This window comes from Bacillus sp. PK5-006 (assembly GCF_054161415.1).
This window is the reverse complement of sequence record NZ_CP096414.1, coordinates 2,178,334-2,200,142: the sequence shown is the minus strand read 5'-3', so window position 1 is coordinate 2,200,142 and position 21,809 is coordinate 2,178,334. Positions and strand designations below refer to the sequence as shown.

The 21,809-nt window shown below is 43.7% G+C and carries 20 protein-coding genes, 1 riboswitch and 1 other annotated feature; all 20 genes read left to right on the top strand.

Going from position 1 to position 21,809, the window contains the following annotated elements; translation table 11 throughout:
- Positions 1-34: 34 nt before the first annotated feature.
- The 20 genes from M1D84_RS11365 to sat all read left to right on the top strand — a co-directional run bounded on the left by M1D84_RS11365 (position 35) and on the right by sat (position 21,805).
- Positions 35-811: a YlmH family RNA-binding protein gene (locus M1D84_RS11365; protein ID WP_073205114.1), complete on the top strand. Its 777-nt coding sequence runs from the start codon at positions 35-37 to the stop codon at positions 809-811.
- Between the two features lie 26 nt (positions 812-837).
- A complete protein-coding gene (locus tag M1D84_RS11360) occupies positions 838-1,332 on the top strand; it encodes a DivIVA domain-containing protein (protein ID WP_008344947.1) in 495 nt (164 codons plus the stop codon).
- 59 nt (positions 1,333-1,391) lie between these two features.
- Positions 1,392-1,629, top strand: a binding site (T-box leader).
- 59 nt (positions 1,630-1,688) lie between these two features.
- Positions 1,689-4,454 (top strand): isoleucine--tRNA ligase, encoded by a 2,766-nt coding sequence (gene ileS / locus M1D84_RS11355; protein WP_044330750.1) that lies wholly within the window; start codon positions 1,689-1,691, stop codon positions 4,452-4,454.
- A 160-nt stretch (positions 4,455-4,614) separates the two neighbouring features.
- Entirely contained in the window at positions 4,615-4,989 is a 375-nt protein-coding gene (locus M1D84_RS11350; RefSeq protein ID WP_024424237.1) for a TraR/DksA family transcriptional regulator, read from the top strand.
- A gap of 94 nt (positions 4,990-5,083) precedes the next feature.
- On the top strand, positions 5,084-5,551 hold the full coding sequence (gene lspA, locus M1D84_RS11345; protein ID WP_024424236.1) for a signal peptidase II: 468 nt from the start codon (positions 5,084-5,086) through the stop codon (positions 5,549-5,551).
- Positions 5,548-6,462: an RluA family pseudouridine synthase gene (locus M1D84_RS11340; protein WP_024424235.1), complete on the top strand. Its 915-nt coding sequence runs from the start codon at positions 5,548-5,550 to the stop codon at positions 6,460-6,462. The genes lspA and M1D84_RS11340 overlap by 4 nt, the downstream gene beginning before the upstream one ends.
- Positions 6,463-6,632: 170 nt before the next feature.
- Positions 6,633-7,175, top strand: coding sequence for a bifunctional pyr operon transcriptional regulator/uracil phosphoribosyltransferase PyrR (pyrR, locus tag M1D84_RS11335; protein WP_024424234.1), 543 nt, complete (start codon positions 6,633-6,635; stop codon positions 7,173-7,175).
- A 155-nt stretch (positions 7,176-7,330) separates the two neighbouring features.
- Positions 7,331-8,659 (top strand): solute carrier family 23 protein, encoded by a 1,329-nt coding sequence (locus M1D84_RS11330; protein ID WP_025092549.1) that lies wholly within the window; start codon positions 7,331-7,333, stop codon positions 8,657-8,659.
- A 130-nt stretch (positions 8,660-8,789) separates the two neighbouring features.
- Positions 8,790-9,713: an aspartate carbamoyltransferase catalytic subunit gene (locus M1D84_RS11325; RefSeq protein ID WP_024424232.1), complete on the top strand. Its 924-nt coding sequence runs from the start codon at positions 8,790-8,792 to the stop codon at positions 9,711-9,713.
- Complete coding sequence (locus tag M1D84_RS11320; RefSeq protein ID WP_185854389.1) at positions 9,697-10,983, top strand: dihydroorotase; 1,287 nt, start codon at positions 9,697-9,699, stop codon at positions 10,981-10,983. Before M1D84_RS11325 ends, M1D84_RS11320 begins: the two co-directional genes overlap by 17 nt.
- Complete coding sequence (locus M1D84_RS11315; protein ID WP_185854390.1) at positions 10,980-12,074, top strand: carbamoyl phosphate synthase small subunit; 1,095 nt, start codon at positions 10,980-10,982, stop codon at positions 12,072-12,074. Before M1D84_RS11320 ends, M1D84_RS11315 begins: the two co-directional genes overlap by 4 nt.
- Entirely contained in the window at positions 12,059-15,274 is a 3,216-nt protein-coding gene (gene carB / locus M1D84_RS11310; RefSeq protein WP_034623677.1) for a carbamoyl-phosphate synthase (glutamine-hydrolyzing) large subunit, read from the top strand. The genes M1D84_RS11315 and carB overlap by 16 nt, the downstream gene beginning before the upstream one ends.
- Positions 15,271-16,047, top strand: a complete 777-nt coding sequence (locus M1D84_RS11305) for a dihydroorotate dehydrogenase electron transfer subunit (protein ID WP_024424228.1) — start codon at positions 15,271-15,273, stop codon at positions 16,045-16,047. Before carB ends, M1D84_RS11305 begins: the two co-directional genes overlap by 4 nt.
- Positions 16,041-16,973 carry a dihydroorotate dehydrogenase gene (locus M1D84_RS11300; RefSeq protein ID WP_024424227.1) on the top strand — a complete coding sequence of 311 codons (933 nt, stop codon included), beginning with the start codon at positions 16,041-16,043 and terminating at the stop codon, positions 16,971-16,973. Before M1D84_RS11305 ends, M1D84_RS11300 begins: the two co-directional genes overlap by 7 nt.
- Positions 16,945-17,649 (top strand): orotidine-5'-phosphate decarboxylase, encoded by a 705-nt coding sequence (gene pyrF / locus M1D84_RS11295; protein ID WP_024424226.1) that lies wholly within the window; start codon positions 16,945-16,947, stop codon positions 17,647-17,649. The genes M1D84_RS11300 and pyrF overlap by 29 nt, the downstream gene beginning before the upstream one ends.
- 7 nt (positions 17,650-17,656) lie before the next feature.
- The gene (gene pyrE, locus M1D84_RS11290; RefSeq protein WP_024424225.1) at positions 17,657-18,295 is read left to right on the top strand and encodes an orotate phosphoribosyltransferase; all 639 of its coding nucleotides are present in this window, start codon (positions 17,657-17,659) and stop codon (positions 18,293-18,295) included.
- A 167-nt stretch (positions 18,296-18,462) separates the two neighbouring features.
- Positions 18,463-18,565, top strand: a riboswitch (SAM riboswitch).
- Positions 18,566-18,681: 116 nt separating this feature from the next.
- Positions 18,682-18,786 carry a DUF2292 domain-containing protein gene (locus M1D84_RS11285; protein ID WP_369810469.1) on the top strand — a complete coding sequence of 35 codons (105 nt, stop codon included), beginning with the start codon at positions 18,682-18,684 and terminating at the stop codon, positions 18,784-18,786.
- 45 nt (positions 18,787-18,831) lie between these two features.
- Positions 18,832-19,533: a phosphoadenylyl-sulfate reductase gene (locus tag M1D84_RS11280; protein ID WP_024424224.1), complete on the top strand. Its 702-nt coding sequence runs from the start codon at positions 18,832-18,834 to the stop codon at positions 19,531-19,533.
- A gap of 13 nt (positions 19,534-19,546) precedes the next feature.
- A complete protein-coding gene (locus tag M1D84_RS11275) occupies positions 19,547-20,611 on the top strand; it encodes an inorganic phosphate transporter (protein WP_024424223.1) in 1,065 nt (354 codons plus the stop codon).
- Positions 20,612-20,668: 57 nt separating this feature from the next.
- Complete coding sequence (sat, locus tag M1D84_RS11270) at positions 20,669-21,805, top strand: sulfate adenylyltransferase (RefSeq protein ID WP_024424222.1); 1,137 nt, start codon at positions 20,669-20,671, stop codon at positions 21,803-21,805.
- Positions 21,806-21,809: the final 4 nt, after the last annotated feature.

The following is a 21,809-nucleotide window of genomic DNA, read 5'->3' as shown; positions in this document are numbered from 1 at the left end:
ACTGCCAGGCTCTTTTACATAAGAGGGGAACAAAATGAGCGATATCTATCAGCATTTTAGAAAAGACGAACAGCCATTTGTCGACCAAGTGTTAGGCTGGAAAAAAATCGCACTCGACCAATATCGAATGAAATTAACAGATTTCCTTGATCCGCGTGAGCAATTTATTACTGAGTCCGTCATCCAGCATGGCGAAGAACTTGGGATCATGTTTTTTGGCGGGTATGAGGGAGCTGAGCGCAAAAGAGCCCTCATTTATCCTGATTATTTAGAACCTTCAATTCAAGATGTTGAGCTGTCATATTTTCAGGTGAACTATGCGAAAAAGTTTATTTCCTTAGAACACCCGAAGCTTCTCGGCTCATTGATTGGGACAGGCTTGAAGCGTCAAAAATTCGGAGATCTATTATTTTCAGAGGAAGATGTGCAGTTTATTTGTACAAGTGGTGTCGCCGATTTTGTGCGGGCGCAGCTGACACATGTCGGCAGAGCAGCCGTTTCATTAGAGGAAATCACGCAGGCAGAAATAAAGCCAGTGATCACGAAGACTGATATCAAAGAAGATACCATTTCTTCACTTCGGCTTGATGCTGTATGTGCTGCTGTCAGCCGTCAGTCTCGGCAAAAAGCACAGCTTTTAGTCAAAAATGGGCTTGTCAAAGTCAATTGGAAAGTCACAGAGGACCCTTCCTTTACAATCGGTGAAGGCGATCAGCTCTCTGTTCGGGGATTTGGCCGCTTTAGCCTCAAAACGATTGATGGGAAGACCAAAAAAGATAAATTCAAAGTAACATTTGAGCTTCTGACATAACGAACTTGAATCTGGAGGTGGCGAGGTTGCCATTAACACCTAATGATATTCATAATAAAACGTTCACAAAAAGCTTTCGCGGCTATGATGAAGATGAAGTAAACGAGTTTTTAAGCCAAGTACGTAAAGACTATGAGATCGTACTTCGTAAAAAGAATGAGCTTGAAGACAAAGTAAACGAGCTTGACGAAAGACTAGGTCATTTTGCAACAATTGAAGAGACATTAAACAAATCGATTCTTGTGGCGCAGGAAGCAGCAGAAGACGTAAAGCGCCATTCGGATAAAGAAGCAAAATTGATTATTCGTGAAGCAGAGAAAAATGCAGACCGTATTATCAACGAAGCGCTGTCAAAATCAAGAAAAATTGCAATGGAAATCGAAGAGCTGAAGAAACAGTCGAAGGTCTTTAGAACACGTTTCCAAATGCTCATCGAAGCGCAGCTTGATCTTCTGAAAAATGACGATTGGGATCATTTACTGGAATATGAAGTAGACGCTGTCTTTGATGAAAAAGAATAAGCGCATCATCTTGACATGACGTGCTCATGTTGCATATAATACCATCATAAATTAACAAGAGATAAACGTTTGAAAGGGACACTCGCAGCTGTCACATGCGTAATAAAGCGAATCAGGGATGGTGGAAGCCTGACATTACGAGACGCTGCAATGAGATCACCCCTTTAGTTCCTTTTCTGAAAAAAACCAGTAAGAAAAGGCGTCTGATCACGTTACGATTTTAGAGTGGATAAGCGGTTCTTTCATATCGCTTGTCTAAAAGGGTGGTACCGCGAGACAAGCCTTCTCGTCCCTTATGGGATGAGAGGGCTTTTTTTATTGTTTTTTAATCAGAATTTGCATGTGGAGGAATGGGTATGAACTACAAAGACACCTTATTAATGCCGAAAACAGAATTCCCGATGAGAGGGAACTTGCCGAACAAAGAGCCTGAAATCCAAGAGGAGTGGGCAGAGAAAGACATCTATCAAATGGTTTTAGAGCGGACTAAAGGACGCCCGACGTTTATTTTGCATGATGGACCTCCATATGCGAATGGTGACATTCATATGGGGCATGCACTCAATAAAATCCTAAAAGATTTTATCGTCCGTTTTAAATCAATGAACGGGTATCATGCACCGTATGTTCCGGGCTGGGATACACACGGGCTGCCAATTGAAACAGCTCTCACTAAAAATAAAAAAGTCAAACGCAAAGAAATGTCTACAGCAGAATTCCGCAAACTATGCGAGGAGTATGCTTGGAAGCAAATTGAAGGTCAGCGCAGCCAGTTTAAGCGATTAGGCGTCAGAGCAGACTGGGACAATCCATATGTCACATTAAAGCCTGAATACGAAGCGCAGCAAATCCTTGTCTTTGGTGAAATGGCGAAGAGAGGCTATATCTATAAAGGATTAAAGCCTGTTAACTGGTCTCCTTCAAGTGAATCAGCCCTCGCTGAAGCGGAAATTGAATATAAAGACAAACGTTCACCATCGATTTACGTTTCGTTTAAAGTAAAAGATGGCAAAGGCGTTCTTGAAAACGGCGAACAATTCATTATCTGGACAACAACACCTTGGACGCTTCCTGCAAACCTTGGCATTTGTGTTCATCCAAACTTAGAGTACAGTGTTCTTCAAGTCGGTGCTGAGCGTTATGTCGTTGCATCTGAACTGGTTGAACAAGTAGTAAAAACACTCGGCTTTGAAGAATACGAAGTTGTGAAAACATTAAAAGGTAAAGAATTAGATAAAATCGTTGCAGCACATCCAATTTACGATAGAGATTCTCTTGTGATGCTTGGCGATCACGTGACAACTGATGCGGGAACTGGCTGTGTTCACACAGCACCAGGCCACGGGGAAGATGACTTTATTGTCGGTATGAAATACGGTCTTGATGTGCTCTGTCCAGTAGATGAAAAAGGTGTGATGACAGATGAGGCGCCTGGTTTTGAAGGACTATTCTACGAGGATGCCAATAAAGCCATCACAGAACAGCTTGAAGCAAAAGGTGCGCTGAAAAAGCTCGACTTTATCACGCACTCCTACCCGCATGACTGGAGAACGAAAAAACCAACGATTTATCGTGCGACAGCTCAGTGGTTTGCATCCATTAAAGATTTTAGAGAAGCGTTATTAGACAATATTAAAGAAACAAAATGGGTTCCAGCATGGGGAGAAACACGCCTGTTCAATATGGTGCGTGACAGAGGTGACTGGTGTATTTCAAGACAGCGTGTATGGGGCGTTCCAATTCCGGTCTTTTATGCGGAAAATGGTGAGCCGATCATCACGGACGAAACCATTCAGCATGTATCTCAATTATTTAGAGAGCATGGCTCGAATATTTGGTTTGAAAAAGAAGCAAAAGAGCTATTGCCAGAAGGCTTTACACATCCAGGCAGCCCGAATGGTGAATTCACAAAAGAGCAGGATATCATGGATGTATGGTTTGATTCCGGTTCTTCTCACCAAGCCGTTTTAGAAGAAAGAGACGACCTAGTCCGTCCGGCAGATCTTTACCTTGAAGGCTCTGACCAATATCGCGGCTGGTTTAACTCCTCTTTATCAACAGCAGTTGCTGTCACTGGAAAAGCACCTTATAAAGGTGTCCTAAGTCATGGCTTTACGCTTGATAAAGAAGGACGTAAGATGAGTAAATCATTAGGCAACACGATTGATCCAACGAAGGTTGCGAAGCAGCTTGGTGCAGAGATTCTAAGACTTTGGGTATCTTCAGTCAACTATCAAGCCGATCATCCAGTATCTGATGATATTTTGAAACAAGTAGCAGAAGTCTATCGTAAGATCCGTAATACCTTCCGCTTCCTGCATGGGAACCTATTTGACTTTGACCCAGCAGTTAATGCTGTGCCGGTAGAAGAGCTTCGCGAAGTCGATCAATACATCATGATCAAATTAAACAAATTGATTGATAAAGTGAAAAAAGCCTATGATGATTACGAATTTGCGGTCGTGTATCATGCGATTCACAATTTCTGTACGATTGAGCTCAGCTCTTTCTACCTCGATTTTGCAAAGGACGTCGTCTACATTGAGCATGCCGATCATCCAGACCGCCGCAGCATGCAGACTGTCTTCTATGAAACGTTAATGGCATTAGTGAAGCTGACTGCACCAATTCTTCCGCATACCGCAGATGAATTATGGAGCCACTTAAGCTTTGTTGAAGAGCCAAGTGTTCAGTTAACAGATATGCCAGAAGGTGCGCTAGTTCCTCAAGCTGAAGCGACAGAAGCGAAATTTGACCGCTTTATGGAAGTACGTGATGATGTGCTAAAAGCGCTGGAGATTGCGCGTAACGAGAAAGTCATCGGACGTTCACTTGAAGCAAGTGTGACGCTTTATGCGACAGATGAAGTGAAAAACCTTCTTGCATCCATTAAAGAAGATGTGAAGCAGCTCTTTATCATCTCTGAATTAACGGTAGAAGATGAGCAGCATGCAGATACATCAGCGCCTGAATATGCATCAGGACGAATTGTGGTTCAAAAAGCAGAAGGAGAACTGTGCGAACGTTCCCGCATTATTTCAAAAGACGTTGGTGCAAATCCGAAGTACCCAACATTGTCGCTGAAAAATGCTGAAATCGTGGAGAAATATTACCAAAATTAACAATGCGATATCACAAGCTAGCGCCCCGTCATATGCGGGGCGTTTTCTTTTATGAGAAAATGACAGCGTTTAGAACGAAAGGAAAAATCTTATGGCTTTAAAGTGACCAGGCGGGGCAACAATATGATTATCACGACAGGGCAGGAGTTGAAATAGCGACATGAATGGCGATCTAGAGACGATTTACACGGAACTCCTTCAAATGAAAGAAGAGCTGCAATCTAAACTGTTTGAATACGCATCATTTCGTTCACCCGCTGAGCATGTCACATTGAATGAGGTCAAAACGACCACGCTTCTTTATCACATCAAAGAAGAGCTGCAAGATGTGTCTCTCGCTATTGCAAAAATCGAACAAGGAACCTATGGCATATGTGAGGCAACAGGAGATGTGATTCCGCTTGAACAAATGAGTATTCTTCCTACCGCCCGCACGGCTGACGACTTTTTATATCATAAGCAATACGAGAAAAAAGCATTCACTCCTTATCCTTACGAATCAAATGATTCTCATTTTGAAGCCTTCCACATGTAGGGAGGTTTTTGTCTGTCAACTAAAGTTTCTTTACTCCTTCCTGTTTTCTTGATAAAATGCTTAAAGATCAAAGTATGAAGATGGAGGAACGTGTGTGTTCTATTACATAATCGCATTCGTTATCATTTGTTTAGACCAATTAACAAAATGGCTCATTGTCAAAAATATGATGCTCGGTGATTCTGTTCCAGTCATTGATGGATTCTTTTATATCACGTCTCACCGTAATTCAGGAGCCGCATGGGGAATTCTCCAAGGGCAAATGTGGTTTTTCTATGTGATCACACTCGTTGTTATTGCGGGAATTGTTTATTACTTACAAAAACATGGACAAAAGGACAAGCTGCTGGGAGTAGCGCTGGCCTTAATGCTTGGCGGAGCGATCGGAAACTTTATCGACCGTATTTTCCGTCAGGAAGTGGTTGATTTTGCTCATTTCGTATTTGGGGATTATCACTACCCAATCTTTAATATTGCAGATTCTTCTCTCTGTGTAGGGGTTATTCTGCTCTTCATTCAAATGCTGTTAGATGGAAAGAAAAATAAGGAGTCAACTACATGAATCAAGTAAATATTGCCGTTTCAGAAGAACAAACGAGTGAACGGCTAGATAAATTTCTAAGCACGACAGAACCAGAATGGTCAAGAACCCAAGTCCAGCAATGGGTAAAAGATGGGCTGATCGAAGTAAACGGGAAACAAGTAAAGGCCAATTACAAAGTACAAGCTGGAGATCAAATCAAAGTGGAGATTCCAGATCCGGAAGCGCTAGATGTAGAAGCAGAACCAATGGATCTTGATATTTATTATGAGGATGCAGATGTGTTAGTCGTAAATAAACCACGGGGAATGGTCGTTCACCCAGCGCCAGGTCATGTGTCAGGAACGCTTGTAAATGGTCTGATGGCACATTGCAAGGACTTATCAGGGATTAACGGTGTGATGCGTCCTGGAATTGTCCACCGAATTGATAAAGATACGTCTGGGCTGTTAATGGTCGCTAAAAACGATATGGCACATGAGTCACTCGTCAATCAGCTGGTGGCTAAAACTGTCACAAGAAAGTATACGGCTGTTGTCCACGGTATTATCCAGCATGATACAGGCACAATTGATGCACCAATTGGCAGAGACAAAAAAGACCGCCAAAGCATGACGGTCACAAAAGAAAATGCAAAACAAGCCGTTACTCACTTTGATGTGATTGAACGCTTTAAAGACTTCACAGTTGTCGAATGCCGCCTTGAAACAGGAAGAACACACCAAATTCGTGTTCATATGAAATATATCGGCTACCCTCTTGCAGGAGATCCGAAATATGGGCCGAGAAAAACAGTCGATTTTAATGGACAGCTGCTGCATGCAGGTGTTTTAGGATTTGATCATCCTAGAACAGGAGAATATATCGAGTTCACAGCACCAATTCCAGCTGATATGCAGGGCTTTATCGATTCATTAAGAAATAACGATTGACAGGCCGTTCTTTTTTTGAAATAATAAACGAAGAAATTGAGATTCTTTAAAACAGTCCAGAGAGGCTGAGAAGGATAACGGATCAATTTGTGCACGCGTACGCACAAATGAACGCCCCTCTCTGCCCTTTGCAGAAGGGGCTTTTTATTTGTCAAAAAGAGGTGTAAAAGATGGAACAAAAAGCAGTCATTCTTGATGAACAAGCGATCAGACGAGCGCTTACCCGAATTGCACATGAAATGATTGAGCGCAACAAAGGGATGAAGGATGTTATCCTTGCCGGGATCAAGACAAGAGGCATACATCTTGCAAAGCGCCTTGCAGAGCGCATCGAGCAAATTGAAGGGAATCCAGTCACTGTAGGTGAACTTGATATTACGCTATACCGTGATGACCTGACAAAAAAGACAGACAACCAAGACCCGCTTGTAAAGGGTGCAGACATACCAGCTGACATTAATGACAAAACACTTATTGTTGTTGACGATGTCCTGTTTACAGGCAGAACCGTGAGAGCAGCTATGGATGCCCTTGTGGATGTAGGAAGACCATCTTCCATTCAGCTGGCTGTGCTCGTCGACCGGGGACACCGGGAGCTGCCGATCCGAGCGGATTATATCGGGAAAAACATCCCGACTTCAAAAGCAGAGACAGTCATGGTTCAGCTCAATGAAGTAGATCAAAACGACCTTGTCGCTATATATGAAAAATAACCTTTTTAAATGCATTCCAGAGAGTTTGCAAAGAGGGCAATAATAGAGACACCGAGCACACGGCCAACATGACGTGTCCGGCTTATCTAGGCCTCTTTGCGCATACTCGCAAAGAGGCTTTTTTAATGAAAAAGGACACATCTAGGAGGAAAATCATGAGTCAGCAAAAAGCCAATTTAGGCATTCGAGATATCCCAAAACCATTCACATGGCTGTCACTTAGCCTGCAGCATTTGTTTGCGATGTTTGGTGCGACCATTCTTGTACCAAAAATCATTGATATGAGTCCAGCCGTCGCACTCATCTCAAGCGGAGTGGGAACGATTGTTTACTTAATCATCACAAGAGGACAAATTCCGGCGTATCTTGGATCGTCCTTTGCCTTCATCGCCCCCATACTGAATGTGAAAGCAACAGGCGGCCCTGGAGCCGCAATGGTTGGCGCCTTCATGGCGGGTGTCGCTTATGCACTCATCGCCCTATTCATTAAATGGCTCGGCACAGGCTGGCTGATGAAGCTTCTGCCGCCGGTGGTCGTAGGACCAGTCATTATGGTCATCGGACTCGGACTCGCTGGAACAGCAGTCAACATGGCGATGTATGTTGATCCGAATGCAACCGAGCTTGTTTACAGCCTCAAGCACTTAATGGTCGCTGGCTTCACACTGGCTGTCACCATTATCAGTATGATTTTCCTAAGAGGATTCCTTAGCTTAATCCCAGTATTAATCGGCATCATCAGCGGCTATCTCTTTGCCTTAACACAAGGCATCGTGAACTTCCAGCCGGTCATTGACGCAAAATGGTTTGCTGTACCAGACTTCGTCGTGCCATTTGTCGACTATACACCTGCTGTGACCTTAAGTATTCTCACAGTGATGGTGCCGGTAGCCTTTGTCACAATGTCTGAGCATATCGGCCACCAAGTGGTGTTAAGTAAGGTCGTAGGACAAGATTTTATTAAAAAACCAGGTCTTCACCGTTCCATTTTAGGAGACAGTGCGGCGACGATCTTCGCTTCACTTATTGGCGGACCACCAACAACAACTTATGGAGAGAACATTGGCGTACTAGCCATCACAAGAGTGTTTAGTATCTTCGTCATCGGCGGAGCAGCCGTGTTTGCGATCTGCTTCGGTTTTGTAGGAAAAATTTCAGCATTAATCAGTACAGTGCCGTCCGCGGTGATGGGAGGCGTTTCGTTCCTGCTCTTTGGAATCATTGCTTCAAGCGGCTTGAGAATTCTGATTGATCATAAAGTGAATTTTGAAGAAAAGCGTAATCTCATTATCGCATCAGTCATCCTAGTCATTGGGATTGGCGGGGCATTCATTGAGGTGAAACAAATCAATCTCACCCTATCTGGAATGGCACTTGCTGCGATTACGGGTGTCCTGTTAAATCTGATCCTGCCGCATCAAAAAGCAGAAGATGACAACTCAAATGAATCAAATACAGAAAACCTTTTAAAAGAAGTCCAGTGAGGCTGACAAGGGTTCTAAATGGAGCAGAATGCACAAAAGTGCCGCTGCTTCTTTTGGAGAACCCTAAGCTGCCGAGGCTTAGGGTTTTTTTGAACCTGAAAGTGATGAAAAACTAGAGGGGGAAGAAAAAATGAATGATTTATCGACAATGAGCAGCTTATCAAAAGAAGAGATTTTACAGCTGATTGAAGAAGCAGCTGCACTCAAAAAGGGGAAACAAGAACATGGATTAGCCGGAGAATTTGTGGCAAACCTTTTCTTTGAACCAAGCACAAGAACACGTTTTAGCTTCGAAGTAGCCGAGAAGAAACTAGGGATGAATGTCCTAAGCTTAGATGCGGCAAGCACCTCCGTTCAAAAAGGCGAAACACTTTACGATACGGTAAAAACACTCGAATCGATCGGAGTAAAGGCATGTGTGATCAGAGACAGCACCGATGAATATTATAACGAGCTGATCGGGAAGGTTGGAATTCCGATCATCAATGCAGGAGATGGCTGCGGACAGCATCCAACCCAATCACTGCTTGACCTCATGACCATCTTTGAAGAGTTTGGCGGCTTTGAAGGCTTAACGATTTCGATTCATGGAGACATCAAACATAGCAGGGTGGCAAGATCAAATGCTGAGGTTCTCTCAAGGCTGGGAGCGACAGTCCTCTTTTCAGGGCCTGCTTCCTTCCAGGATGAACAAAACCCTCACGGAACGTATGTCCAAGTAGATGAAGCCATCGCACAATCTGATGTGGTGATGCTGCTTAGAATCCAGCATGAACGGCACGCTGAAAAAATGGGCAGCGAAGATTACTTATCAACTTATGGATTAACAGTAGACAGAGCAAACAAAATGAAAGAACGCGCGATTATTATGCATCCAGCACCAGTAAACAGAGGTGTTGAAATAGATGATTCACTAGTAGAGTCCAAGCAGTCTAGGATTTTCAAGCAAATGGAAAATGGTGTTTATATCCGAATGGCCGTATTAAAAAGAGCTTTTCAAAATAGCACACTACATCAAAAAGGGAGAGATTCTGTCTATGTCATATCTCATTAAAAACGGGTTTATCTTAACAAGCACAGGTGAAAGAGTGCAGCAGGATATTAGGGTAAAAGGAAAAGTGATTCAAGCGATCGGTCACCTAGAAAGAGAAGACGGAGAAGAGGTTATTGATGCAGCAGGGCTATTTGTGTCACCAGGCTTGATCGATCTGCATGTGCATTTAAGAGAGCCAGGCGGAGAGAAAAAGGAAACGATTGAAACAGGCTCTAAAGCAGCCGCAAGAGGCGGATATACGACGATTGCAGCGATGCCGAATACAAGGCCGGTTCCAGATACAAAAGAGCAAATGGAATGGCTGATGAATCGAATCGAAGAGACCTCATCTGTGAGAGTGCTGCCATACGCCTCCATCACAACGAGACAAATTGGGGAAGAGATGACGGATTTTGCAGCACTAAAAGAAGCAGGCGCCTTTGCTTTTACAGATGACGGTGTCGGTATCCAAACAGCAGGCATGATGTACGAAGCGATGAAACAGGCAGCAAGTCTTGATCAAGCGATTGTGGCACACTGTGAAGATAACTCGCTCATTTACGGCGGATGCGTTCATGAAGGAGAATTTTCAAAAGCAAATGGGTTAAACGGAATACCGTCAATCTGTGAATCGGTGCATATTGCAAGAGATGTTCTTTTAGCAGAAGCAGCGAACTGTCATTATCATGTATGTCATATCAGTACGAAAGAATCTGTGCGGGTCGTACGCGATGCAAAAAAAGCAGGCATCCGTGTGACGGCTGAGGTGTCACCGCATCACCTGCTGTTGTGTGATACGGACATTCCGGGTCTTGATACAAATTATAAAATGAACCCGCCGCTCAGAGGAACAGAGGATCGCGAGGCATTGATCGAGGGACTGTTAGATGGAACGATTGATTTCATCGCAACAGACCATGCGCCGCATACAGAAGAAGAAAAGAACGAAACCATGCAGCGTGCCCCGTTTGGAATTGTGGGACTTGAAACAGCGTTTCCGCTTCTGTATACACGATTTGTCAAAACAGGCGAATGGACATTAAAAGAACTCGTTGATTATATGACAATTAAACCAGCAGAAGCATTTTCTCTTCCATACGGAAAGCTTGAAGAAGGGCACATAGCTGATATCACACTTATTGATTTAAACAAAGAAATGGCAATCGATAAAACAAGCTTCTTATCTAAAGGGCAAAATACACCGTTTGACAAATTGACTGTATCAGGATGGCCGGTCATGACACTTGCATCTGGGAAAGTCGTTTATGAAGAGGGGAGACTAGTAAAATGAAGAGACGCTTAGTGCTAGAAAACGGAACAGTATTCGAAGGAACAGGCTTTGGCAGCTTAGAACCATCAGTCGGAGAAGTCGTCTTTAATACAGGGATGACGGGCTATCAAGAAATTTTATCTGATCCATCATACTGCGGACAAATTGTCACACTGACTTACCCGCTTATCGGCAACTATGGCATTAACCGTGACGATTTTGAATCGATCACACCGTTTGTGAAAGGGCTGATTGTGAAAGAGCTTTGTGAAAAGCCCTCAAACTGGCGCTCTTCATATTCACTCGATGAATATTTAAAAATGAAAAACATTCCGGGGCTGAGCGGAATCGATACACGGAAGCTGACTAGAATGATTCGAAGTGCAGGGACTTTAAGAGGGGCATTTGCAGGACCTGATGAACAATTAGAAGACGTTGTCCGCCGCCTTCAAACATTGCAGCTGCCAACAGATCAAGTGAGTCAAGTATCTGTGAAAAATGCGTACCCAAGCCCAGGCAGAGGAAAAAGAATTGTCCTTGTCGATTTCGGCATGAAGCACGGCATTTTGCGCGAGCTCAATAAACGTGACTGCGACGTCATTGTGGTGCCATACAACGTCACTGCAGATGAAGTGCTGCAGCTAAAGCCTGATGGCATCATGCTTTCAAACGGACCTGGAGATCCTGTGGATGTACCGGAAGCCGTTGAGATGATTCAGCAATTGATTGGAAAGGTGCCGCTCTTTGGTATATGCCTCGGACATCAATTATTTGCTCTAGCGTGCGGTGCAAGCACAGAAAAAATGAAATTTGGCCACAGAGGATCAAACCATCCGGTGAAAGAACTAGCAACTGGCAAGGTGACACTGACGTCTCAAAACCATGGCTACACGGTTAGCAGTATTAACGAAGACGTGCTCGAAGTCACACATATTGCCCTAAACGACAATACGATTGAAGGATTAAAACATAAAGAAGCACCAGCATTCACTGTTCAGTACCACCCAGAAGCATCACCGGGTCCAGAAGATGCAAACTACTTATTTGACCAGTTCATGGAAATGATTCATACGACTGAGAAAGAAGGGGAAGAAGTATGCCAAAACGCGTAGACATCAAAAAGATTTTAGTAATCGGATCAGGTCCTATCATCATCGGTCAGGCAGCGGAGTTTGACTATGCAGGTACACAGGCTTGCTTAGCGCTAAAAGAAGAGGGCTATGAAGTCGTTCTTGTGAACTCTAACCCTGCGACCATCATGACAGATACAGAAATGGCTGATAAGGTATACATCGAACCACTGACACCAGAATTTTTAACACGAATCATTCGAAAAGAACGCCCTGATGCGATCTTGCCAACACTTGGCGGGCAAACTGGATTAAACCTTGCTGTTGAATTGTCAGAGCTTGGCGTATTAGCTGAATGCGGCGTTGAAGTACTCGGTACAAAGCTGTCAGCCATCCAAAAAGCAGAGGATAGAGATTTATTCCGTAATTTAATGAATGAACTAAATGAGCCAGTACCAGAAAGTGAAATCATTCATAACCTGGAAGAAGCGATGGCGTTTACAGATCAAATCGGTTTCCCTGTCATCGTCAGACCAGCCTATACATTAGGCGGAACAGGCGGCGGAATTTGTACAAACGAGCAAGAACTGAAGGAAATCGTTGAAAACGGTCTGAAGCTAAGCCCAGTCACACAATGCTTACTTGAAAAAAGCATTGCAGGCTTTAAAGAAATTGAATATGAAGTCATGCGAGACAGCGGTGACCATGCAATCGTTGTTTGTAACATGGAAAACTTTGACCCTGTCGGCATCCATACTGGTGACAGTATTGTTGTAGCCCCAAGCCAAACGTTAAGTGACCGTGAATATCAGCTGCTTCGAAATGTGTCGCTTAAGCTGATCCGTGCACTTGGCATTGAAGGCGGCTGTAACGTTCAACTGGCACTTGATCCAAACAGCTTTCAATACTATATCATCGAGGTAAACCCGCGTGTGAGCCGTTCATCTGCGCTTGCGTCAAAAGCGACAGGCTATCCAATTGCCAAATTGGCAGCGAAAATTGCTGTCGGCTTAACGCTTGATGAAATGATGAACCCAGTCACAGGTAAAACCTATGCAGCTTTCGAGCCGGCACTTGACTATATCGTTTCAAAAATACCGCGCTGGCCGTTCGATAAATTTGAATCTGCGAACAGACGTCTTGGTACGCAAATGAAGGCAACTGGTGAAGTCATGGCAATCGGCCGCACATTAGAAGAGTCTCTTCTAAAGGCTGTACGTTCACTTGAAGCCGATGTGCATCACATTGAATTAAAAGATGAAGCAGATATCACAAATGAAGTGCTTGAAAAACGGATTATCAAAGCGGGAGACGAACGATTATTTTATATCGCTGAGGCGCTTAGAAGAGGCTATACAGTCGAACAAATACATGAATTCTCAAAAATTGATTACTTCTTCCTTCATAAGCTGGAAGGCATCATTGCCTTTGAGAAGACATTAAAAGAAAACAAAGGCAATACAGATGTATTAAAAGAAGCAAAAGAGAAAGGCTTCTCAGATATCTACATTAGCCGCGAGTGGAAGATGAACGAAGCGGATGTCTACAAGCTAAGACAAGAAGCAGGCATTGTACCTGTATACAAAATGGTGGATACATGTGCGGCAGAATTTGAATCAGAGACACCTTATTTCTACAGCACATATGAAGATGAAAATGAATCAGAACGTACAGACAAGAAAAGCGTTATCGTATTAGGTTCAGGTCCTATCCGAATTGGACAAGGGGTTGAATTTGATTATGCGACTGTTCACTCAGTGTGGGCAATTAAACAAGCAGGCTATGAAGCGATCATTATAAACAACAACCCTGAAACGGTTTCAACAGACTTTAGTATTTCAGATAAGCTCTACTTTGAACCACTCACTGTAGAAGATGTCATGCATATCATCGACCTTGAACAGCCTGAAGGAGTCGTCGTTCAGTTCGGTGGACAAACGGCGATCAACCTAGCAGATGAATTATCAAATAGAGGGGTTAAAATTCTTGGAACTTCTCTAGAAGACCTAGACCGCGCAGAAAACCGGGACAAGTTTGAACAAACGTTAGAAACACTCGGCGTGCCCCAGCCGAAAGGGAAAACAGCAACGTCTGTGCCTGAAGCAGTAGCGATTGCCAATCAAATCGGCTACCCAGTCCTTGTCCGTCCTTCCTATGTATTAGGCGGCCGCGCGATGGAAATTGTGTATCAAGAAGCTGAGCTTCTTCACTACATGGAGAATGCGGTGAAGGTCAACCCGCAGCATCCAGTGTTAATTGACAAGTATTTGACAGGAAAAGAAATTGAAGTAGATGCCGTGTCTGATGGAGAAACTGTCGTAATCCCAGGCATTATGGAACACATTGAAAGAGCCGGAGTTCACTCTGGTGACTCGATTGCGGTCTATCCGCCGCAAACATTGTCTGAGGATATCAAAGCGAAGATCGCAGAGTACACGATCAAGCTTGCAAAAGGACTCAACATTATTGGGCTTTTGAACATTCAGTTTGTCCTATCAAAAGGTGAAGTGTATGTCCTTGAAGTGAACCCGCGATCAAGCCGGACAGTTCCTTTCTTAAGTAAAATTACGGGCATTCCGATGGCCAACCTTGCGACAAAAGTCATCTTAGGAGACAAGCTCAAAAATTATGGCTACGAAGAAGGCCTTCACACAGAGCAAGAAGGGGTGTACGTCAAAGTTCCAGTCTTCTCTTTTGCAAAATTAAGAAGAGTGGATATTACACTCGGGCCTGAAATGAAATCAACAGGCGAAGTCATGGGGAAAGATGTCACGATCGAAAAAGCCCTTTATAAAGGATTGATTGCATCAGGCATTCAAATCCCTAATGACGGAACAGTTCTTCTGACAGTGGCTGATAAGGATAAAGAAGAAGGACTTGAGATCGCAAGAAGATTCCATTCGATCGGCTATCATATTTTAGCAACAGAAGGAACGGCGAATTATTTAAAACAAGCCTCCATTCCATCAAGTGTGGTCGGCAAAATTGGAGAAGAAGGCAAAAATCTTCTTGATGTCATTCGAAACGGGGAAGCCCAATTCGTGATCAACACATTAACAAAAGGAAAACAGCCGGCAAGAGACGGCTTTAGAATTAGACGTGAATCTGTTGAAAACGGAGTGGCTTGCTTAACGTCACTAGATACAGCAGAAGCCATTTTAAGAGTGCTTGAGAGCATGACATTTAGAGCGGATGAAATGCCAGAAGTGAAAACGAATGCTGAGGTGACAGTAACGATATGAAAAAAGCATACTTGACGGTCGTCTCGAACCGAGAGATCGCTGATCATATTTACGAAATGACATTACAAGGTGACCTTGTGGACTCCTTTCAAACGGCTGGACAATTTCTTCATCTAAAGGTCAGTGAATCGATGACACCGCTGCTGAGAAGACCGATCAGTATTGCCAACATTCATGCCGAGCAAAAAGAAGCAACCATCATTTACCGCGCAGAGGGAGAGGGCACAAAGCTCCTCTCCCAAAAGCGGGAGGGAGAATCAGTCGATGTATTAGGGCCGCTTGGAAACGGGTATGATCCTTCAGTCGTCAAGCCCGGAGAGACGGCATTACTAGTCGGCGGCGGAATTGGCGTACCGCCTCTATATGAGCTGTCTAAGCGTTTAACGAAAAAAGGTGTCATCGTAAAGCATGTCCTCGGCTTTCAGTCGAAAAAGGATGTATTTTACGAGGAAAAATTTCAAGCACTCGGCGATACGTTTATTGCAACGGTTGATGGCACATACGGTGCTAAAGGCTTTGTAACAGATGTGATAAAAGAGCAAAACCTGAGCTTTGATGTGCTGCTTTCCTGCGGTCCAACACCTATGCTAAAAGCGCTGAAAGACACGTATCCTGATAAGCCTGTCTACATTTCGATGGAAGAACGAATGGGCTGCGGGATTGGTGCCTGCTTTGCATGTGTCTGTCATACCGATCAGCTCGACAAACCTTACGTCAAAGTGTGTCTTGATGGACCTGTTTTTAAAGCAGAGGAGGTGGCATTGTCATGCTAAACGTTGAGTTACCGGGATTATCTTTAAAGAATCCAATTATCCCTGCATCAGGCTGCTTTGGATTCGGGAGAGAATTTGCATCCTTATATGACCTGTCATTGCTGGGCGGTATCATGATCAAAGCCACAACCCTTGAACCGAGATTTGGCAATCCGACTCCAAGGGTTGCTGAGACAGGAGCTGGTATGCTCAATGCAATCGGCCTTCAAAATCCAGGTCTAAAAGGCGTGCTTGAAAATGAGCTGCCTTGGCTTGAGCAGTTTGATACGCCAATTATCGCAAACGTTGCTGGCTCACAGGTGGATGATTATGTTGAAGTAGCCAAGCAAATCAGCCAAGCAAAAAATGTTCATGCCCTTGAACTGAATATTTCTTGCCCAAATGTGAAAACCGGCGGAATCGCCTTTGGTACAGATCCAAATATGGCAGCATCATTGACAAAAGCAGTCAAGAAAGTCTCTTCCGTACCTGTCTATGTCAAGCTGTCACCTAACGTAGCCAATATTGTAGAAATTGCTCAAGCGATTGAAGCTGCTGGAGCGGATGGACTCACCATGATTAACACATTAATAGGGATGCGTTTAGATTTAAAAACGGGGAAACCCATCCTTGCCAATAAAACAGGCGGATTATCAGGACCAGCTGTCAAACCTGTCGCTGTACGTATGGTGCATGAGGTGAGTCAAGCGGTTTCTATTCCGATTATCGGGATGGGCGGAGTGCAAAGTGCTGAAGATGTACTTGAATTTTTACTAGCAGGTGCAAGTGCAGTCGCTGTCGGTACAGCGAATTTTGTGAATCCATTTATTTGCCCGGAAATCATTGAAGAGCTGCCAAATGTGTTAGCAGCATATGGTTATTCATCTGTAGAGGAATGTATCGGAAGGAGCTGGAAACATGAAGCACTTGCCCATCATCGCGCTTGATTTTCCATCAGGGCAGGACGCGCTTGCCTTTTTAGATCCCTTTGAAGGGACACCATTATTTGTGAAGGTCGGCATGGAGCTGTTTTACCAAGAAGGACCTGCCATCCTTGATGCGCTGAAAGAAAAAAATTGCCGCATTTTTCTCGATCTAAAATTACATGACATTCCAACAACGGTGCAAAAAGCGATGAACCGGCTTGCCGCACTTGGCGTTGATTTGGTCAATGTGCATGCTGCTGGCGGGAAACGAATGATGCAGGCTGCATTAGAGGGACTTGAAAGCGGGACTCCTGCTGGACAAAGCCGTCCGGGCATTATTGCAGTGACCCAGCTGACTAGTACGTCAGAAGACATGATGAGAAACGAATTACTCATTGACCGTCCGCTGCAAGAGACTGTGATCCGGTACGGACAATTAGCATATGAAAGTGGACTGGACGGTGTTGTTTGCTCTGTTCATGAATCTAAAGCACTTCATGAACATATCTCACCCTCTTTTCTCACTGTAACGCCAGGGATTCGCTTACCGAATGATCAAACCGATGACCAAAAGCGTGTGGCGACACCTGCCTATGCAAAAGAGCAAGGTGTTTCACAAATCGTTGTCGGGAGATCAATCACAAAAGCTGATAAACCAATAGAAGCCTATCATCAAATTTTGAAAGAGTGGGAGTGACTGCCAGATGAAATCAAAAATCGCGAAACATCTATTACAAATCAAAGCGGTCTCATTAAAACCAGACGAACCGTTTACATGGGCGAGCGGTATAAAATCACCGATCTATTGTGATAACCGCCTCACATTATCATATCCAGAAGTCAGACACGACATTGCGGAAGGTCTAAAAGATTTGATTCTCACTCATTTCAAGGGAGCAGAGGTTGTCGCGGGTACTGCAACAGCAGGCATTCCGCATGCGGCATTAGCAGCAGACCGCTTGAACATCCCGATGTGTTATGTCAGAAGTAAGCCGAAAGCACACGGCAAAGGAAATCAAATTGAAGGGGCCGTATCGAAAGGCCAAAAGGTTGTCGTCGTCGAAGACCTTATCTCCACAGGAGGCAGTGTGCTGGAAGTGGTTGCTGCTCTTCAAGCTGAGGGCTGCGAGGTACTAGGAGTTGCCGCAATCTTCACATACGGACTGCCAAAAGCAGCGGCCGCTTTTCAAGAAAAAAATATTCCATATGTCACCCTGACAGACTATGACACATTGACAGACGTGGCACTTGAACTGAAAGCGATTGAGCCGTCTGCGATGAACAAACTAAAACGCTGGAGACAAGACCCTTCCTCTGAATCTTGGATGGAAGAAACGGTCTGAAAAGTCAAAGTCCATCGTTAACAATTTTAAAGCTGTGCCTGCCCGCACGGCTTTTTTATTTGGGTAAAAATAGTAAAATAGACTCAAATTTTAATAAAAACTAATCCTATCAATAAAGTCGGGTTGACTTTTGTTTGAATTGTGTTAATATTTAAGACAAATTGAAACTCTTATCCAGAGAGGTGGAGGGACTGGCCCGATGAAACCCGGCAACCTGCGATTTGCAAGGTGCTACTTCCTGCAAAATGATTCTATTTTGAAAGATAAGGAAATTGTGAGCTTCCTCATCTTTCTTTCGGACTGAAAGAAAGTTTTTTTATTTTAACGGTGAGGAGGAAGAGGAGATGGAAGTGAAACAAAATCAGGATGAGGACTTAGTAAAGCATATGCAAGAACTGATTGGGGATATGAAATTCGGTTCAATTACGTTAATTGTTCAGGACGGTCAAGTGATTCAAGTGGAAAAAAACGAAAAAATTAGATTAAAGTAGTGCGGAAAATAGCAATATGAGCGGTACTCCGGAAGGGGAGAAATCATGTTAACTTATGAAAATTGGCAAGAGCCGTCCATTACATTTCAAGAGGATGATTTGTATAAAGGAGCCCTGTCTGTACTGAAATGGGCGTACGGTCATTATGGTGACCAGCTTGTATATGCGTGCAGCTTTGGGATTGAGGGCATCGTTCTGATTGATCTGATTGCAAAAGTAAAAAAAGATGCGAGAATTGTCTTTTTAGATACAGGTCTGCATTTTAAAGAAACTTACGACACAATTGATGCGGTAAAGGAAAGATATCCGGGTTTAGATATTGTACTGAAAACGCCTGAGCTGACGGTTGAACAGCAAAATGAGCAGCACGGTGATCAATTATGGAAAACAGATCCTCAAAGCTGCTGTCATATGCGTAAGGTCATTCCTTTGCAAGAAGCCCTATCTGGTTATCCAGCATGGCTTTCTGGTTTAAGAAGAGAGCAGTCACCAAAACGAGCAGGGACGAATTTCTTAAATAAGGATGAAAAATTCAAATCAGTGAAAGTATGTCCGCTCATCCATTGGACGTGGAAGGACATATGGAGATATGCATCTAGAGAGGAACTTACTTATAATCCGCTGCATGACCAAGGATATCCAAGTATCGGCTGTGCACCGTGTACACAGCCAGCATTTACTGCAGATGATCTTCGTTCTGGCAGATGGTCAGGCACAGCAAAGACAGAGTGCGGATTACATGAGTAAGGGAGTATAATGTATGGAAATCGCCGCAATTTTATTTAGTCTATTCTTTGCTTTAAACATAGGCGCAAGCGGAGCAGCTGCTTCTATGGGCATTGCGTATGGATCAGGTGCCATTCAAAAGCCCATTTATGCGCTCAGTTTTTGTGCAGTTGGGATTTTAGCAGGTTCAGTGATTGGCGGCGGTGAGGTCGTCAAAACGATCAGCTCTGGTATTATGCCAGAATCAGTCATTACACTTGAAATCGTTTGTATTATCATTGGTTCTGCTGCACTATCACTTTTCATAGCAAATCTGATGGCGATTCCTTTATCAACAAGTGAGGTCACAGTAGGGGCTGTAGTTGGTGTAGCAGTCGCATATAAAGTTTTGTTTGTGAAATCCATTTTAATGATTGTGGCATTTTGGGTCATCATCCCGCTTTTCGCCTTTCTTTTTACCTTTGCTGTCGTCAAAATCATCAGAATGTTCCCTAAACGGAAGCTGTCTAAAAAAGGCACAGCTATTTTATCTGTCGTATTAATTCTCAGCGGATTTTTAGAGGCATTTTCAGCCGGTATGAACAATGTGGCAAATGCCGTCGGCCCGCTCGTCGCTTCAGGCGTTTTGTCAGTTGGGCAGGGAACACTTTATGGCGGAATCTTCGTCGCAGCAGGGGCCCTCTTGCTAGGCAGAAGAGTGCTGGAAACAAACGGAAAGAAAATTACCCGCTATCAAACAGGCGAAGGGATTTTACTTTCGAGTACCGGTGCCGGGCTTGTCATCGTCAGCTCTATTTTTGGGCTGCCCGTTCCACTTACGCAAATCACCTCCTCGTCTATTATCGGGCTTGGAATGGCAAAAGGCGGGCCTAACATTTTTCACAAACATGTTGTGAAAAAAATGCTGAAAGTATGGGTGGTCTCACCTTTCTTATCACTCAGCCTATCGTATTTGCTTGTGAGCCTTTTCTTAAAAGGAGACTATTACTCTATCTTTATCATGATGAGTGTACTGCTTGCCTCACTTGGTGCGCTGAGTCTGATGAAAGCAGTCAAAAAAGAAAGCAGCTCTATTCATGAACAGGGCGGCGGGATTTAACCATAAATCCGACTATTAACATCTAATAAATATGAACATTGAGAGGAAGATGAACAAATGAGTTTAACACCACATGGTGGCGTATTAATTAATCGAGTAAATGAAGAATATGATCTCAGCACGGCTGCGAAGGAAATTGAACTAGATGCGATTTCCTTTGCAGACCTTGAACTCATTGCAATTGGCGGATATAGTCCTATTGAAGGGTTTTTAACAAAAGCTGATTATGAAGCAGTTGTAAGCAGTATGCGGCTAGCAAGTGGTGTCGTTTGGTCTCTTCCTATTACACTGCCAGTAACAAAAGAAAAGGCGGCGGAAATCCATCAAGGCGATATCGTGCGCTTATCTTATAATGGGACTGTATATGGGGTCATTGAAGTAGAGGATCAATACACACCAGATAAGGAAAAAGAAGCGGTGAATGTCTATAAAACAGATGACCGCAATCATCCAGGCGTGAAAAAATTATTTGAACGCGGCGATACTTACATTGGCGGAAAAATTACACTGACGAAACGCAGTGAAAAACCATTCCCTCAATTTACGTATGAGCCAGAAGAAACAAGACGTCATTTTAAAGAAAACGGCTGGAAAACCATTGTTGGTTTCCAAACGAGAAACCCGGTTCATCGTGCCCATGAATATATTCAAAAAACAGCACTGGAAACAGTCGATGGTTTATTTTTAAATCCTCTTGTCGGTGAAACAAAATCTGACGACATCCCAGCAGATGTAAGAATGAAAAGCTATCAAGTGTTATTGGACGGTTATTATCCAAAAGACCGCGTCTTTTTAGGTGTTTTTCCTGCTGCAATGCGTTATGCTGGACCAAAGGAAGCCATTTTTCATGCGCTCGTACGGAAAAATTATGGCTGCACCCATTTTATTGTCGGAAGAGATCATGCAGGTGTTGGTGACTATTACGGCACATACGAGGCGCAGGAACTATTTGATCAATTTACAAGCGAAGAAATCGGCATTACTCCATTAAAATTTGAACACAGCTTCTACTGTAATACATGTGAAGCGATGGCCACTCCAAAAACGTGTCCTCACGACAAAAGCGAGCATGTCATTCTTTCAGGTACAAAGGTTCGAACAATGCTGAGAAACGGTGAATTACCACCAAGCACGTTCAGCCGAAAAGAAGTCATTGAAACATTAATCGAAGGATTAAAAACGACGGTATCTTAACGGG